Raw genomic sequence first — 16,802 nt, 5'->3', positions numbered from 1 at the left:
ATCCCTAAAATAGAATAATTCTACACACCTGACTTATTGCCTGTTATATACCCTCCCCTTACCGATAATTTACGCAATAAAAACCTAGCTTCTCTTATATCTTAGGTTTTTCGCCTACCAAGCTTCACTTGATTGCATAATTGACCTAAATCAACGAACCTGTCGTTTATATTCTTTGCATATTTGTAAATGAAAGGTGACCAACTGCTTGGGAAGCTAGCAAAATCAAATCGTGCAAAGTTTGGGCGTTTTTAACATCGTTTTTTGCCATAAAAACCATCGATTTTTTGCATTTTATAGATAAAAACGATTGCTATACCGTGACTTCTAGAGCGTACCAATAAGAAGTACGCCGCCCTAGTGAGAGTGAAAAATCACTTAAAAAGGAAGTTATTATGAAAACTCTTATAGCAGTGAGCGTCTTGTCAGTCCTATCTTTCGGTGCCTACGCAGAGCGCCAATCCGCAGAGCCCATCAAGGTGATCGAACCGGTTGCTGGACTTGATGCGAAGAAAGTAGAGCTGGGTAAAACGTTGTGGTTTGAGCCTCGTTTATCCGCCTCCAACACCATTTCTTGTAACTCTTGCCATAACATCGCAAAAGGTGGCGTCGATAACTTACCAAGCTCCATTGGTCATAAATGGGCAATTGGCCCTATCAACTCACCAACGGTGTTTAACTCGGATTTGAACTTTGTTCAGTTCTGGAATGGACGCGCAAAAGATTTGCAAGAACAAGCGGCTGGCCCTATTGAAAACCCACTTGAGATGGCCTTTAGCCACCAGCTTGCGCTCGACACGCTCAAGTCGATTCCTCAATACCGCGAGTGGTTTAAACAAGCCTACGGCAGTGAGACGATCACCATTGATAACGTGACTGATGCAATTGCGACCTTTGAGCAAACCTTACGTACACCAAACGCACCGTTCGATCTTTGGTTGAAGGGCGACGATAACGCCTTAACAACAGCGCAGGTCGAAGGTTACAACTTGTTTAAAGCGAAAGGTTGTACAGCGTGTCACAGCGGCCCTCTCGCCGGTGGTCAAATGTACCAAAAGATGGGCTTAGTGAAGCCGTTTGCAACGGATAACCCAGATGTTGGGCGTAAAGCGATCACGGGTAATGATTTCGATAAGTTTGTCTTTAAAGTACCGACACTGCGTAACATCGAACTCACCTACCCGTACTTCCACGACGGTTCGATTTGGGATCTAGAAGAAGCGGTCGCCATGATGGCTGATCTCCAGCTTGGACAGAAACTGACGAAAGAAGAGTCGGTCAAAATCACTGAGTTCTTACGCTCATTAACGGGTGATCAACCAGAGGTGACGCTACCTCATCTGCCACCGTCAACTAACGAGACGGCACGTCCAAATATCTAACTCGGTCGTACATAAACTACAAAGGAGCCGGCTTTGGCTCCTTTGCTTTGGTTTGCCGGTATAGATAGACGTGATGTGAATTAACTCGTTGCGACTAATTGGCTCATCGCTTTCACAAATCGTTCTGACTGCTCTAACATTGGTGTATGAGCCGATTCTGCAATGATTTCGATCTTCATATCTGCCTCTCCAAAATCAATCTGATCCCATGATGAAACTGGCGCAATGCTGAAATCTTTTTCTCCGCTGATCACTAATACCTGTACAGCGGGAAGTTGCTGATAAATCGCCGTATCAAATTCAGCAAACACTTCTCCCCAAAGCTTATCTAACAAAGCAGTATGGGTTGGAAACCCTTCCCACAACGGCAGTTCATTAAACTCCGGATCATACCAACGCATTGCGCCTAACCGATGACACAAGTGAACGAATTTTCGCTCCGGATTTTGCTCAATGTCGCGTGCAAGCAATGAGAAATTACGTTCGAAAAATTGCTTTCTCTCCTCATCCGCTTCTTGTTCCCAACGTTGAAATTGGAGCGCCTGCATTTCTGGTGACAAATTGGGTGAGATGTTCGCAAGCACTAAACCTTCAACATATTGAGGAAACGTCACAGCAAAATGGGTTGCCATTAATGCATGCCCAGAATGACCAAACATCCACGCTTTTTCGATGCCAAGCTTATCCATGACCAATTTAGTATCAGCACTGATGGCTTCTAACGTTGCGTCAGTTGCATTTGGAATAACGTCGCACTCAGCAAAGCCACGATGGTCGACAAAAACACATTGGAAATGGTCGAACAATGCAGCTGGCATGACACGCAAATAGTAATCTGCGCTGCCGATAATAATTAAAGGGATACAGCTGCCACGAACGATAGTTTTAAGGTGGTAATGACCTGATTGAATGGTTTGATTCTTATTCATGATGTTTACCTAATTTAATTCGAGTTTGTTCCCTCCGAATATCAGAGTAGAACGTGAAGTTTGAAAAATCAGGCAAGTGTCGTCAGCGAATAAGTTTCATGTGTTAGTTGAGGTAAATACTGAGGAGCGAAAATTCTATCTACCTAACCCTATATGTTCAAGTGTCTTGAACTTTGTTGACGGACACAAAAAAGGGACATAAACCACGCCCCTTCTTTTCAATTAGCCGCTAACCTTTGTCTAACAGTTAACTGCCGCCAATCAACTTCAAGCCACATTCGCCGACTTACCTGTATCGCTGTCTTGTTCAAAGAACTCTTCATGTAACGCACAAATCGCTTCTTTATACTCGTCGTCACTCACAACAAACTGCACGTTAACGTTTCTCATTGATGAGTGAAGAGCAATGGGTGTCACGTCGCGATTCATCAGTGCAAAAACGCCTTTAGCTAACGTTTTATTGGTATCGATTTGAGAACCGATTGCAGAGATGAGCGCTACCATGCGTCCATTAATCGAGGCTTGTGGGTAGTGTTTCTCTACTTTGTAGCGCACCTTGTTTAAGCTCTCCGCACTGCCGCCTAGATAATAGGTGATAGAGTTTGCGTTCATCTCCTTCCCTATGAGATTGACGCGAGCATCAGCGATTATCTCCATCAACTCATAGCTGACGTTGTCCACCTTTCCAACAATGGTTTGATCAAATAGGTGAAGCGCAAATACTTTCTGCTTACCGGCAATGATTTCAATGCGATCACTCTCCGGACGATAATCTGCAGAGATCAGTGTCCCTTTATGCTCTGGTTCAAACGTATTTTTGATCTGCAATTCAATCCCACTTTCGCGCAGTCCTGCCGCCGCATTTGGGTGAATCGCTTCCATACCCAGATTCGCCAACTGATCGGCCACATCATAATTGGTCGTTCCAATTGGATTGACACGCTCAACACCAACAACCCTTGGGTCGGCAGAGCTTAAATGGTACTCCTTATGAATTATCGCCAAATCGGCTTTGGTTGTTGCAGCAATTCGGCTAAAAGTCATTTCGCTATAGCCTCGATCATAAGTGTGCATCAGCCCTTCTTTGCAATACGCATAACCCGTCACGATTGGCAGCTCTTGGGTCACATCTATTTCTTCAAACGCTTCACGTATTGTCTCATCTAAACTACGAGGTTGTTGGTTATCCCAACCGGATAGATCAACAAACGTCGAGTTGATACCCATGTTCTTTAGCTTTAAGGCGGTGTTGTAAGCACTGTGCACTTCGCCAATTGATGAAAGAAACTCACGAATTTGCGGTAAGTACTGGCGCAGAGAAAACTGCCCGTATTGGCAAGTTTCTAGGATATTGGTTACGCATATTTTTGCTTCTGAAATGCGAGAACGAATGAACTTGTCCGCGCGCATACGATTCATCGGATCGGCAAAAATATGTTCGTTTGTCAGCAGCATACGGCTTTCAACATAGGCGAGTGCGTCTTGCCAAGTTTCATCTCGTTTAGCGATAAGCTGATAGACACCTGGCTTACTGGTTTTTTTACATTCCAATAGAGCGTCTGTCATACCACCATACGCGGAAACAACAAAAATTCGGTTATATGGGTTTTGTGGGCGAAGAAGAATGTTGTCGAGTACAGCATCGAATGCTGTCATAGATGTACCGCCGATTTTTTCTACGGTAAATGTCATGAGGGGGCCTTAATGATTGGTAATTTAAAAGAATGGATAAGAAAAAGGGGTGAAACATCACCCCTCTAAAACATCAGTGGGCTAGTCCACCAGAGGATAAACACCATTTTCGTCGTGAACTTCCGCACCCGTGATTGGGGGATTGAACACACACGCCATGACCATTTCTTTGTTTTTATAGGCGCGTAAGTAATGCTCGTCATGCTTATCTAGGATGTACAACGTACCCGGTTTGATTGGGTAAGTTTCACCGCCAACGACTTCAATTTCCCCTTCTCCACTCATGCAAAATACAGATTCCAAATGGTTCTGATAATGAATGTGTGTTTCGGTTCCTTCGTATATCGTCGTGATATGGAATGAAAAGCCCATGTTGTCGTCTTTCAATAACATACGGACACTTTCCCAGTTATCAGACACAACTCGTCTTTCGCTATTGCGACACTCATCGAGTGTTCTAACGATCATAATTCTTTCCTTGCTATGATGCTTGTTTGAAAAGTTTGCTTGCGATGGCTTCTACCGAGCCCTCGAAGATATTAAGCCCTTGGGTAAGTTCGGATTCAGAAATGGTCAATGGGCAAAAGAACTTCACCACTTCATCATTTGGTCCTGCGGTTTCAATCACCATTCCGTTCTCAAAACACGCTTTTGCAATATCACCAGAGATTTCACCGTTCTTACATTCAATACCAATCATCATCCCGCGACCTTTGCGCTGTATAAACATCTCTGGGAATCGTTTTACCGATCGTTGAATGACTTCATCAACCATTTTCGAACAACGTTTGATGTGCGCTTCAAAACGGTCATTTGACCAGTATGTTTCGATTGCTTTCGCTGCTGTCACAAACGCATGATTGTTGCCACGGAATGTGCCGTTATGTTCGCCTGGTTTCCATTTATCCAACTCAGGTTTTAATAGAACGATGGCCATTGGCAGACCATAGCCGCCAATCGATTTTGACAGCGTTACCATGTCTGGCTTAATGCCCGATGGCTCGAAGCTAAAGAAAGTACCTGTGCGACCGCAGCCTGCTTGAATATCGTCAACAATCAATAAGATATCGTGTGCTTTGCAAAGCTTGCTGAGACGCTGCAACCATTGGTTAGACGCAACGTTAAGGCCACCTTCACCTTGTACCGTCTCTAATAAAACTGCAGCCGGTTTGTCCATGCCTGCCGAATTATCTGACAACATGGTTTCAAACAATTTGAGGCCATCAATATCTGCATAACCTTCGAAAGGAATACGAGTAACATTGTTTAAGCTAGAACCCGCTCCTTGGCGATGATGTTGGTTGCCCGTTGCAGCTAAAGCGCCAGCCGTACAGCCATGAAAACCGTTTGTGAAGGCAACGATACTGCTGCGCCCCTTCACTTTTTTTGCCAACTTGATTGCAGCTTCTACGGCATTGGTACCGGTTGGGCCTGTGAACTGAACTTTGTAATCCAGCCCTCTTGGTTCAAGAATGTATTGATTTAGTGCTTCAAGAAAAGCGGCTTTGGCTTCTGAATGCATGTCCAAGCCGTGTGTAATGCCATCCATTTCAATGTACTCAAGGAGCGCTTGCTTAAGTACTGGATTGTTATGACCGTAATTTAGAGATCCCGCTCCAGCAAGGAAATCGAGGTAGCGTTCGCCTTGTTCTGTTTCTAACCAGGTACCTTTTGCTTTACGAAAGACGACTGGAAAACTGTTCGAGTATGAACGTACGTTGGATTCCTGCTTTTTGAAAATATCCATGATAAGACCGTTATTTGATTCCTATTTTGTGGGGATTACTTGAGGGGAATACGATACAGATACTCGGTATCGTGTTTGCCTTTGAAATGATCCTTTTCATCCAAGAAAGTCGTCACTTCGCCAGCGTTTCCATGTTGTGCATCGAGCTTTTTAAATAACGCCCAAGATGCATCATTGGATTTAGTGATTGTGGTTTCGATTGCGTTGATGTCTTCGAGCCCTTCTCGCTTTAGTAAGCGTTCAAGCATTTGAGACGCCAAGCCGTTTCCTCTGAAACGAGGGGCAACCGCAACTTGCCAAATGAACAGCACGTTAGGCTCATCCGGCTTCTGATAGCCAGAAACAAACCCTGCAATCTCGCCTTTGTGCTCGACCAAAATACAAGTTTTGCTGAAATGACTAGATTGAAGAAAATTACAATATGAAGAGTTCATATCGAGCGGAGGACAATCTGCGATCAAACCATAAATATCGTCGCCATCAGACACGACAGGTTCACGAAAAATCCATTTTTTGCTTGGGTCTTCTCCAATCTCTGGATACATAACCCAAGGGGCTGAGGTAATCATGTGTAGATACATATCCTTCGTACACTAATTAAATTTCCTTTTTATTATGCACACTGATTGTGCATAGAAATCAAACAAAGCCGCTTAAAAACCCTACTTATTTGATCTGTGTCGCACTAAGACCAAATGAACATGACTTTAAAAATAGTTTGAGCTCTAATGTATTTATAGGGTAAAAAATAAATTGAAGCCAAATGAGCAAAACATCGTCAATTTCGCACTGGGAAATTGTTTCGAGCAGGAAGAAAGTTGCAGTAGATTGATGGCTAAAGATGAAGAATTCAGATAAGAAAACGGCACGCCGAAGCATGCCGTTTTTTGTTGTTATGAAGGAAGCTTAAATTACGCTTTCGCTTTCTTCATTGATTTTGATGTTGGGCGAGGCTCATCCATCAAACCTTTCACTAGAGATACCGTTGCAACCAACAATACGATAGTGAATGGCAGACCGGTTGTTACCGCCATCGCTTGTGCAGCCGCTAGACCACCACCAAGCATTAGCGCGATTGCAACTAAGCCTTCGAACGTACACCAGAACACGCGTTGAGGTGTTGGTGCATCTACTTTACCGCCCGCTGCAATCGTATCGATTACAAGAGAGCCAGAGTCCGCTGACGTGATGAAGAACACCACAACCAGAATAATACCTACGATAGACGTGATTTGAGAAAGAGGCATCACATCTAGCATCGCGAACAGTTTAAGTGGAAGCTCTGCGTCAAATACCGCTTGGTAACCGTCGTTCACGTATTGGCTGATCGCCGTACCACCGAATGCCGTCATCCATAATACACACACGGTTGATGGGATCAGGATTACACACACGATGAACTCACGAACTGAACGACCACGAGATACACGCGCGATAAACATACCTACGAATGGTGACCATGAAATCCACCAAGCCCAGTAGAACGCAGTCCAACCTTGAGAGTAGTTCACGTCTTCACGACCGAATGGCATTGAAAGCGCTGGAACGTTCGCTAGGTAAGACATGATGTTCTCGAAGAAGCCGGTCATGATTGCAAGTGTTGGACCTACAACGATCACGAACAAAAGCAATAGCGCCGCTAAACCCATGTTGATTTCAGACAGGCGTTTTACACCGCTATCCAGACCAGCGACTACCGAGATCAAAGCAAGTGCTGTGATGATCACGATAATCACAACTTGCGTCATATCTGTCATTGGTACACCAAACAGGAAGTTTAGACCTGTTGCTGCTTGTGATGCACCGTAACCAAGAGACGTCGCAAGACCGAATACCGTCGCGACTACCGCTAAGATATCAATAATGTGACCGGTCCAACCCCAAACGCGCTCGCCAAAAAGAGGATAGAAAATAGAACGCATCGTTAGAGGTAAGCCCTTGTTGAACGAGAAGATCGCCAAGCCAAGTGCCAATAGTGCGTAGATTGACCAAGGGTGAAGTGCCCAGTGGTAAATCGTTGCAGCCATACCAAGTGCAGACGCCGCTGATGTATCACCTTCTGCTGCGCCTAGTGGAGCCCAGTCAGTACGAACACCATTCTCAACGTTCACACCGCCAAGAGCAGCACTGAAGTGAGACATAGGCTCAGATACGCCGAAGAATACCAGACCGATACCCATACCAGCCGCGAACAGCATCGCTAGCCAACCTGCGTAAGTGTAATCCGGAGTTGCTTCTGTACCGCCGATACGAACGCGACCAAGTGGCGTTACGATCAGGATCAAACACACTACGACAAACACGTTGCCCGCAGATAGAAAGAACCAATCAAGGTTAGAAACAAGCCAACCACGTAGACCCGCGAAGAACGGCTCAACTTGTTGTCTGAATGTCAGTGTTAACACTACGAACAGGATGATCGACATACCTGAAATAGCGAACACACGGTTGTGAATATCAAGTCCAAAAGGACCTACTTTTAGCGCGACGTTATCCTGACCGATCTGGTAATCAGTATCGATCGGGTTCACTTTACCGTCGGGGCGTTGGATACCGCCATTGTTGTCGGTGCTCACGATTTATCTCCTTAAAATACGTGACCAAATTAAAATCTGTGTAGGACTTTGAGTGATGGCTTTCTTGCGTCACTTGCTGCAAAGCTTATTTGCGATCGTTACGTCGCTTTTAGAAGGGTTGCTCTACTTTGTAATTTTAGCGTTAATCGTCCTGATATCGCATTGCATTTTGTTATCAGGACGACTAATAAAATTTATCGCCAATTCATAGACGATATGGATGAGTTATTGCCATATTACGGACAGTGGCATGTCACCATCAAAGTGATACTGCAGTTGGGCTTGAAGCAACTCAGCGGTAGCAAGAGCGTCGGTCAGCGCATGGTGTGGCTGATAAGCAGGCAAATGGTAGCGCTCACGCGCGTGGCCGAGTCGCACAGAACCCGGCTTTTTACCCTTGAGCTTGTTTAACCAACCTTCACACTCACGACGTTGAATCGCGTATTCAATGTCCAACGTATCAACGACTGGAAATTGAATCCCCTCACCCACACTGTTTAACAACGCATTATTGAAGAATTGACGCTCGATATTTTTGTAGTGCACCACCACAATCTTTCCGGCTAACTCATCAAGAATGGCATCCAGAATTTGTTCAAGTTGCGGCGCATTCTTCACTTCGGAATCGGTAATACCGTGGATCACCACTGATTCTTCATTCAGTTCTCGATTTGGATTCACCACCCAATGACGAGAGCCGCTGCACTGCACTCGCCCTAGCGTAAATGGCACCAAACCTATGGTGAGAATGGCATCTTCCTCGGCGTTTAAACCCGTGGTCTCAAAATCGACGGAGACAAACGGTACCTCTTTTAATGGCGTATCACCATTCACAATAGGCGTAGAGTAATAACGTTTTAATCGAGTATCGTTCGCTTGCTCGGCAAGTTGATCGAAGAAGATTGGCCAATCGGGTGTCTGGCTGGTATCAAGCAAATCGGTGATATCTTGCTTTTGTTTTGAAAACCACATCATTTGCCACTTCTCTGATAACGGAACTTAATGTAGTTCTGCGCGTTGCTTAGGATTTGGAATGCGGCTTTTAAGTTGCGACGCTCAAACTCCGACATTTCTTCTGGCTCGATATTGTTATCCGGCTCTTCCCCGTTTTCGATATCCAATGCTTGATGTCGGATTCGGACCATGTAGATCAACTCCATCGCATCTTTTAAATCCATGCCACGGCCTTTCGGTAAGATGCCCGCATTGTTGATGTCATCCAGACGTTCAAACGAGTTTTGCGAACGTGAGCCAATAGCCAAAGCATGCACACGAATCAGATCCGCCATAGGCGCAGTGCCTCGACGTTTCAAGTTGATGGAATTACGGTGACGACCATCTTTCTCCATTACAAAGTCTTTGAAGAAACCAAGCGGCGGTGTGCGACGAATCGCGTTGTAAGCCATACAAGCCAAGAATCGATTGTTCTTCTTAGCACGACGTACAATGAAGCCGCTCAATTGCTCTGCCCATTTCACACGTCCATGTACACCAAGTAAGTCGAAGAAAATACTGCTGTTCAGAAGTCTTTCAGGCGTTGGATCATCAATCCAGTTCGCAAAGCACTCTTCCCATTCTGAACGCGTTTTGCGCCATTCTGGGTTGGTCGCCATGATGTCGCCAGTACAGTAGGTGTACCCGCATTCGGCTAATCCATCACAGATGAATTTTGCGAGCTGAGCAAAGTACTCACCATGCAGTGCTGGGTCGTAGCTGTTATCCAGAATCAGCGCGTTGTCTTGGTCTGTTACGATAAGTTGTTCATCACGCGCCATCGAGCCCATCGCCAATAAGCAATAAGGGATTGGCGCAGGACCTAATTCTTGCTCTGCTAACTCTGCCAGCCTTTGTTTGAAGCTGCTGCCGATCACCGACATTGCCCGTCCAACCATGTGGGCGTTTGCGTCTTCACTCACCATTCGGACAAAGCAGTCCTTCACTTGTTTAGAAACGGCTTTGAGGTCTTCGACTGAGTTTTGTTGGAAGATAGAACTCACAAGCAACAAGCTGTTCTGCGATTCATAACGGACGATATCCGTCATGCTGATCACACCAATCGGCTTTTTGTCTTTTAAGATTGGCAGATGATGGACGTTGTAACGCAGCATTGTCAGCATGGCTTCAAACACGTAAGCGCTGTAATCGAGCGACACAACGTCGTAGCTCATCACTTCACTCACAGGAATGTCGCTGTCTCGTCCTTCAGCTAAGACGCGTACGCACAGATCTTTCTCGGTCAAGATACCAAGCAATTGGTCATCGTCGTCTTCAGTAATGTCTTCTTGTGCGCGGACAATCAAAAGCGCAGTGACGCCCTCTTCTGCCATCAAAATGGCAGCCTCACGCACCGTAGCACTGGCTTCTAGCGTTACTGGTTCACGGCTTAAGATCTTGCGCGCTTTTGCGGTGGTGAAGTCATTCCCATCTGAGTGGTTTGATACCGCAGTGCGCAGCCTCGCGCTGTCTTCCAACTCCATGAAATCGGCGAAGTTCTCAAACTCGTCACATAGCTCAGTGAAGATCTTCTCTGGAATGCAGTAAACCAAGGTGTCTTCTATCGCTTTGGCTGGCATACGGACACGGTTGTTCATCAACAACCCCATTTGTCCAAACAAGCCACCAGCGTCGATACGGTTGTACAACTCGCCTTTGCGGCGGAAGATTTCCACGACACCACTGCGGATCATGTACAAATCACGAATGTCATCACCTTTCTTGAGAATGTCCGTCCCTGCGCGGTAATACGCGACTTCGGCATTCATTGCGATGTTTTTTAGATGCTCTTCCGGTAAGTCATCAAAAGGTGGGTATTGGCTAATGAAATTGAGTACTTCTAATTGCTCGGCTTCCATTCTTTATTCCATGCATTGCCTAAACTAAGGCGATAAATATCACCAAGAAAATAATCACACAATAAATAAATCGAGACGTCAGATAAAAAGATTTGTAACCATCGAAAAGCGGAATAATGACTGATTATTATTGAAACGAGCGTGTCGAAAATCGTTTGTTTTCATCCAAAAACGAGCAGTGAGAAACACAATACATTCACAAGCTCAATAACTCTTTGAAAAGCCAAAGCAATCGTTTTCTTGTGATCTAAATTACACATTGAACCTCATAACAAAAATCCGTATATTGCGCGTGCCTACGCGGCACACCCTACAATGCACAACGCCATCCTGCTTCCACTGGTGCATTGATATTGGTGTTTAATTACATCCATGCAAAACAAACCTTCCTCTTTTTCTCGCTTTTTTAAAGAATCGGGCGCTTTGTTACACCTATCGATCCCTATCATTCTGATGCAGCTTGCCACTCAGTCGATGGGCTTTATTGATACCACAATGGCAGGCCAAGTGAGTGCTGCCGACCTCGCTGCGATCGCACTTGGCACCAGTTTATGGCTACCCGTTTCGCTATTGCTTCGCGGCATCATCATGGCATTAACGCCTGTCGTGGCTTACCACCGCGGCGCACAAAGTTTGGATAACGTGCGTATCGCGTTTATTCAAATGCTTTGGTTGTCTGCATTCGTCAGCGCAATTTTGATTGTTTACTTGCTGCTTGGTGAAAGCATTTTGATTGGCTTAGGCGTTGCGCCTGAGATCATTCCTATCGCTAGTGATTACGTGGTTGCATTGGCATTTGGTGTTCCCGGCATTGCGCTTTTCTACACCTTGAATGGCTTCTGCGAAGGTATGAACAACACTCGTGCACCAATGCTGATTTCTGTGATTGGTTTGTTGGTAAACATCCCTGTTAACTACATTCTGATTTACGGCAAATTCGGCATGCCTGCATTGGGTGCCGTTGGCTGTGGTTGGGCTACGAGTTTGGTTTACTGGCTGATGTCTGCCCTACTGTTTAGCTACATCAAACGCCATCATCACTACAAAAACATTCTGCACTTCGCTGAGTTAAAACCGGTATGGCAAGAGATCAAACAGCTGTTCAAACTCGGTATGCCGATTGGTTTGAACATCGCGGTTTGTGGCAGCATCTTTGCAGTGATTGCGCTATTGATTGGTCGTATTGGTGCAGAGAACGTTGCCGCAGCACAAATTGCCCTGAACATCTCGAGCATGACGTACATGATCCCAATGAGCCTTTCCTTTGGTATCACGATTCGTGTTGGTCATGCGTTGGGTGAACAAAAGCTTGAAACAGCTTCTCACCGCAGCTTGGTGGGTATTATTACCGCAGCACTACTGTCGCTGATTTCAGTCGGTTTCTTCCTGCTGTTCCCAGAGTGGATCATTCGTTTGTACACCACAGATCCTGTAGTTTCCGCAACGGCGGCTACTCTGTTGATGTTTACTGCAATGTACCAATTCAGCGACGCGCTACAGACATCTGCGAACGGCGCTCTGCGTGGCTATAAAGATACTAAAGTTCCGATGATTCTGGCGATTCTTGCTTACTGGGGCTTGGCGCTTCCACTGGGTATGTTACTGGGCATCACGGATGAAATCGTTCCTGCAATGGGCGAAGAAGGCTTCTGGATTGGTATTGTGACCGGCTTAACCACCGCAGCAATTGCAATGCTGATTCGCTTGACGCTGGTGATTAAGAAATACAATCAAACCGCAGAAGTGAATACAGCTTCGCAACCTGAGTTAGCGATTCCATAGCGACGAGGCGTTTATCGTTTCAATAAGAAAGGCTCACTATCGCAGTGAGCCTTTTTGTTTTCCAGCTTGCTAGCCTTGTTTACTTACTGTTGAGCTATCGCCAGCATCATTGATTCTATACCCGAGTTCGGCAACTTTCTGGCGGATTTTGTCAGCTTGTTGGTATTCCTTCTGCTTTTTCATTTGCAAGCGCAACTCTACCAATTCCAAGATCTCACGAGGAATTTCCTCTTCTTCTACCTTATCAAGCTCCAAACCAAACACACGGTCAAAATAGCGCGCCGTTGCTTTTTTATCTGCATCGTTTAATGCACTTCCAAGCAACTCCCACATCAAAGCGATCGCTTGTGGCATGGCTAAATCGTTGTTGATGAGTGACATAAAACGCTCAACATACGTTTGGTCGACTTTGCCACCTTCTGGTAGTGCCGACACTTTCGCTTTTAGGCGCTTTAGAGCCGTTTGTGCGGCATCCAAGCTCTCCCACGTAAAGCTCAAATGACTGCGATAATGGCTGGTCAGCACCAAGTAACGGTAAGCCAGCGGGTCATAGCCTTTCTCAATTAAGGCATCAAGACGAAGTGACGTACCGGACTTAGAAATCTTCTCTTTGTTCAATTGAAGGAAGAAGCCATGCAACCAGTAATTCGCTTGTACGTGGCCGTTCTTTGCTTGGCATTGGGCAATTTCGTTAGTGTGGTGAACTGGGATATGGTCTTCCCCACCAACATGAATATCGAACACTTCCCCAAGGTACTTCTCTGCCATCGCTGAACATTCGATGTGCCACCCCGGAAAACCCACTCCCCAAGGGCTTTCCCATTCCATTTGTCTTGGTGTGTCGCCGCTAAACTTCCAGAGTGCGAAATCGGTTGGACTCTTTTTCTCTGCCATTTCGACACGAATGCCCGCTTCTAACCCCTCGCGGTCTAGTTTGGCAAGTTTTCCGTAATCTGGAAGTTTGGCCGAATCAAAATAAACGCCATCGGAGGTTTGATAGGTAAAGCCCTTTTGTTCAAGCTCTTGGACGAATTCAATCTGTTCTTGAATGTGCTCGGTAGCGCGACAAATGATGGAAGGCTTAGTGATGTTGAGGCTAGTAAGGTCATCCAAAAACGCGTCTTCAAAATACTTTGCGATCTCCCAAGCAGACTTGTTCTGCTTTCTCGCGCCCTTCTCCATTTTATCTTCACCTGTATCGGCATCAGACACCAAGTGACCAACATCCGTGATGTTCATAACGTGGTTTACGTCGTAGCCGTTGAGCTCTAGCGTGCGCCTGAGCACATCCACAAAAAGGTAGGTTCTTAAGTTGCCTGCATGCGCGTAGTCGTACACCGTAGGACCACAAGCGTACAAACCAACTTTACCGGATTCGATGGTGTTGAACGGCTCAAGGGTGCGCCCCAGTGTATTGAATAGTTGTAATTTTGACTGACTCATATTGTTATTCCTTTAAATGCAAAAAGGCCGCGGATGAAAACATCGGCGGCCTTTAATATGTCTGTATGATCTTTTGCTAACTAATAGCTACGCGAAAGCCGCCGCACGTCTTGGGAGGTGCAACAACAACAGTTAGTCGAGATAGAAATAGCTAAATAGTTCATACCCAACACCCTAAATAAGAAATCTATAGAAATCAACCCTACGATTTTCACGCGTTTCGTGGCGACAAACTGAACGGCGCATGCTGTATGGCATTACTCCCCCTTACAAAGCCGTACTAATCATTACAATTAAATTTATAAATAAGCCTTATATTTCACGTTTGTTTCACGTTTTCTTTGATAAAAGACACGCCATAAAAATCAGTTACATCAGTAAATTAGGGAATATTTATGAAGAAGCCCGCATTTGGGCCTTTGCAGCCTATTGCTGTATTTGCGCTATTTTCGCTTGCTTTTCTTTCCGTTTCGCGGATTTTACTCGCCATTTGGCTCTCTGACCGAATCGAATCTTTTAACGACCTTATCTATATTTTAGGTCAGGGCCTACGCGTAGACTTTGCCACTATCTGCTGGCTGTTCATTCTTCCGGGCTTACTTTCTGCTCTATTGCCTGTTCAAGGTAAGGTAGGCGAATGCTGGAAATGGGTTCTACGTTGTTGGATGGTCGCAGGTTTGTGGATCTTGGTTTACATGGAACTGGCCACGGCTCCGTTTATTCAAGAATACGACCTACGTCCAAACCGCTTGTTTGTTGAATACCTGATTTATCCAAAAGAAGTGTTCAGCATGCTTTGGACTGGTTACAAACTAGAGCTCTTTATCGGTGCCGTAGGCACGGCGCTTACCCTTTTCCTTGGTTGGAAATGGAGTAAAAAGCTCACCGACAACGCACAACAAGTAAACTGGAAATGGCGTCCTGTTCTTGCCATTTTAGTGGTTCTAATTGGTGTTGCAGGTGCACGTTCTTCTTTGGGACATCGCCCTTTAAACCCTGCAATGGTGGCATTTTCTAACGACCCACTGATGAATGATTTGGCACTAAACTCCTCTTACTCTCTGTTGTTTGCTGTAAACAATATGAAATCAGAAAAGAGCGCGGAAGAGTTCTACGGAAAAATGGATAGCCAGAAGATGCTAGACCTCGTTCGTGCTTCTTCTGCTAAGTCGAATTTTGATCCGTCAGTTCTGCCAACCATGAACAGCAACGAAGCAACCTATCAAGGCAAGCCAAAGAACTTGGTTATCTTGCTGCAAGAAAGTTTAGGTGCGCAGTTCGTGGGTTCACTAGGCGGACTACCACTCACTCCAAATGTCGACAAGCTAATGGCGGAAGGCTGGAGCTTTACGCAGCTATACGCAACCGGTACTCGCTCTGTTCGCGGTATTGAAGCGGTGACAACGGGTTTCCCACCATCGCCATCCCGTGCGGTTGTAAAGCTGAGTAAGAGTCAAACCAACTTCTTTACGATTGCAGATCTTCTGAAAGCCAATGGCTATCACACAGAATTCATTTATGGTGGTGAAGCGAATTTCGACAACATGAAGACCTTCTTCTTTGGCAATGGCTTTGACCAAATCATCGAAGAGAAAGACTACGAAAACCCATCGTTTGTTGCTTCTTGGGGTGTGAGTGATGAAGATCTCTACACCAAGGCGGATCAAGAGTTCGAACGTCTATCAAAAACCGGCAAACCTTTCTTTAGCTTGGTATTCAGTTCGAGTAACCACAGCCCTTACGAATACCCACAAGGCAAGATTGAACCTTACGACTCTGAATACATGACGCGTAATAATGCGGTGAAATATTCCGATTACGCGATTGGTACTTTCTTTGATAAAGCGAAAAAATCATCTTACTGGGACGACACGGTCTTCATCATCATTGCTGACCACGATGCCCGTGTATCCGGAGCTAACTTAGTGCCAGTGAAGCACTTCCACATCCCAGCATTGATTCTTGGTAAAGACATTAAGCCACGTAAAGACGACCGTATTGCCAATAACCTAGATATGCCACCTACGTTACTTTCTTTGATTGGTGTGGATGCAAAAACGCCGATGATTGGCCGTGACCTAACAAAACCTCTCGCACGCAAAGACGAACGTGCCATGATGCAATACGACAAGAACTTTGGTTACTTAACCCGAGATAACCTCGTTGTGTTTTCGCCGGGCGAAAAGGTATCGACCATGCAGTACAACTTCGATAACCAAACCATGAAGCCTATTGAAGTGGATCCGGCAATCGTTGAACGCGCTAAGGCTAACGCTTTGTTTGCCTCTAAGGCTTACCAAAACGATTGGTACAATTCAAAAGCAATACAATAAAAACAACAAAGGAGCGCTCAATGCGCTCCTTTTGTTTTCTCACTTTTTTGTATTCTTGGTGTCTGT

General features: G+C 45.4%; 12 protein-coding genes. 3 read left to right on the top strand and 9 right to left on the bottom strand.

Annotated elements, in window-relative coordinates; all coding sequences use genetic code 11:
* Positions 1–395: 395 nt before the first annotated feature.
* Positions 396–1,382, top strand: a complete 987-nt coding sequence (locus VCHENC03_RS23680) for a cytochrome-c peroxidase (RefSeq protein ID WP_009704325.1) — start codon at positions 396–398, stop codon at positions 1,380–1,382.
* Between the two features lie 80 nt (positions 1,383–1,462).
* On the opposite strand, the gene VCHENC03_RS23685 is transcribed toward VCHENC03_RS23680, so the two are convergent.
* The 8 genes from VCHENC03_RS23685 to VCHENC03_RS23720 form a co-directional block, all read right to left on the bottom strand.
* Positions 1,463–2,311, bottom strand: coding sequence for an alpha/beta fold hydrolase (locus VCHENC03_RS23685; protein WP_009704324.1), 849 nt, complete (start codon positions 2,309–2,311; stop codon positions 1,463–1,465).
* A gap of 267 nt (positions 2,312–2,578) precedes the next feature.
* Positions 2,579–4,003: an aspartate kinase gene (locus VCHENC03_RS23690; protein WP_009704323.1), complete on the bottom strand. Its 1,425-nt coding sequence runs from the start codon at positions 4,001–4,003 to the stop codon at positions 2,579–2,581.
* A gap of 81 nt (positions 4,004–4,084) precedes the next feature.
* Positions 4,085–4,471 (bottom strand): ectoine synthase, encoded by a 387-nt coding sequence (locus tag VCHENC03_RS23695; protein WP_005393369.1) that lies wholly within the window; start codon positions 4,469–4,471, stop codon positions 4,085–4,087.
* A gap of 13 nt (positions 4,472–4,484) precedes the next feature.
* Complete coding sequence (gene ectB, locus VCHENC03_RS23700) at positions 4,485–5,750, bottom strand: diaminobutyrate--2-oxoglutarate transaminase (RefSeq protein ID WP_009704322.1); 1,266 nt, start codon at positions 5,748–5,750, stop codon at positions 4,485–4,487.
* 35 nt (positions 5,751–5,785) lie between these two features.
* The gene (ectA, locus tag VCHENC03_RS23705; protein WP_009704321.1) at positions 5,786–6,319 is read right to left on the bottom strand and encodes a diaminobutyrate acetyltransferase; all 534 of its coding nucleotides are present in this window, start codon (positions 6,317–6,319) and stop codon (positions 5,786–5,788) included.
* 342 nt (positions 6,320–6,661) lie between these two features.
* On the bottom strand, positions 6,662–8,326 hold the full coding sequence (locus VCHENC03_RS23710) for a BCCT family transporter (RefSeq protein ID WP_009704320.1): 1,665 nt from the start codon (positions 8,324–8,326) through the stop codon (positions 6,662–6,664).
* Between the two features lie 225 nt (positions 8,327–8,551).
* The gene (locus tag VCHENC03_RS23715; RefSeq protein ID WP_032801974.1) at positions 8,552–9,301 is read right to left on the bottom strand and encodes a 3'-5' exonuclease; all 750 of its coding nucleotides are present in this window, start codon (positions 9,299–9,301) and stop codon (positions 8,552–8,554) included.
* A complete protein-coding gene (locus VCHENC03_RS23720) occupies positions 9,298–11,178 on the bottom strand; it encodes a DUF294 nucleotidyltransferase-like domain-containing protein (RefSeq protein WP_009704318.1) in 1,881 nt (626 codons plus the stop codon). The genes VCHENC03_RS23715 and VCHENC03_RS23720 overlap by 4 nt, the downstream gene beginning before the upstream one ends.
* A 372-nt stretch (positions 11,179–11,550) precedes the next feature.
* Between VCHENC03_RS23720 and VCHENC03_RS23725 the strand changes: the two genes are divergently transcribed.
* Complete coding sequence (locus tag VCHENC03_RS23725) at positions 11,551–12,960, top strand: MATE family efflux transporter (RefSeq protein ID WP_009704317.1); 1,410 nt, start codon at positions 11,551–11,553, stop codon at positions 12,958–12,960.
* A gap of 69 nt (positions 12,961–13,029) precedes the next feature.
* Here the strand turns inward: VCHENC03_RS23725 and cysS are convergent, their stop codons facing one another.
* Entirely contained in the window at positions 13,030–14,403 is a 1,374-nt protein-coding gene (gene cysS / locus VCHENC03_RS23730) for a cysteine--tRNA ligase (protein ID WP_009704316.1), read from the bottom strand.
* A 395-nt stretch (positions 14,404–14,798) separates the two neighbouring features.
* Here cysS and VCHENC03_RS23735 point away from each other — a divergent pair, with 395 nt between their 5' ends.
* A complete protein-coding gene (locus VCHENC03_RS23735; RefSeq protein ID WP_009704315.1) occupies positions 14,799–16,736 on the top strand; it encodes an LTA synthase family protein in 1,938 nt (645 codons plus the stop codon).
* Positions 16,737–16,802: the final 66 nt, after the last annotated feature.

Source organism: Vibrio sp. HENC-03, assembly GCF_000305755.2.
GTDB lineage: Bacteria > Pseudomonadota > Gammaproteobacteria > Enterobacterales > Vibrionaceae > Vibrio > Vibrio owensii.
The sequence above is the reverse complement of the archived record's forward strand: the minus strand, read 5'-3'. Positions and strand labels throughout refer to the sequence as shown.

Coding starts and splice junctions, on each gene's coding strand:
- VCHENC03_RS23680 (WP_009704325.1), top strand. CDS start 396: ATGAAAACTCTTATAGCAGTGAGCGTCTTGTCAGTCCTATCTTTCGGT.
- VCHENC03_RS23725 (WP_009704317.1), top strand. CDS start 11,551: ATGCAAAACAAACCTTCCTCTTTTTCTCGCTTTTTTAAAGAATCGGGC.
- VCHENC03_RS23715 (WP_032801974.1), bottom strand. CDS start 9,301: ATGATGTGGTTTTCAAAACAAAAGCAAGATATCACCGATTTGCTTGAT.
- ectB (WP_009704322.1), bottom strand. CDS start 5,750: ATGGATATTTTCAAAAAGCAGGAATCCAACGTACGTTCATACTCGAAC.
- VCHENC03_RS23685 (WP_009704324.1), bottom strand. CDS start 2,311: ATGAATAAGAATCAAACCATTCAATCAGGTCATTACCACCTTAAAACT.
- VCHENC03_RS23720 (WP_009704318.1), bottom strand. CDS start 11,178: ATGGAAGCCGAGCAATTAGAAGTACTCAATTTCATTAGCCAATACCCA.
- cysS (WP_009704316.1), bottom strand. CDS start 14,403: ATGAGTCAGTCAAAATTACAACTATTCAATACACTGGGGCGCACCCTT.
- VCHENC03_RS23690 (WP_009704323.1), bottom strand. CDS start 4,003: ATGACATTTACCGTAGAAAAAATCGGCGGTACATCTATGACAGCATTC.
- VCHENC03_RS23695 (WP_005393369.1), bottom strand. CDS start 4,471: ATGATCGTTAGAACACTCGATGAGTGTCGCAATAGCGAAAGACGAGTT.
- ectA (WP_009704321.1), bottom strand. CDS start 6,319: ATGATTACCTCAGCCCCTTGGGTTATGTATCCAGAGATTGGAGAAGAC.
- VCHENC03_RS23735 (WP_009704315.1), top strand. CDS start 14,799: ATGAAGAAGCCCGCATTTGGGCCTTTGCAGCCTATTGCTGTATTTGCG.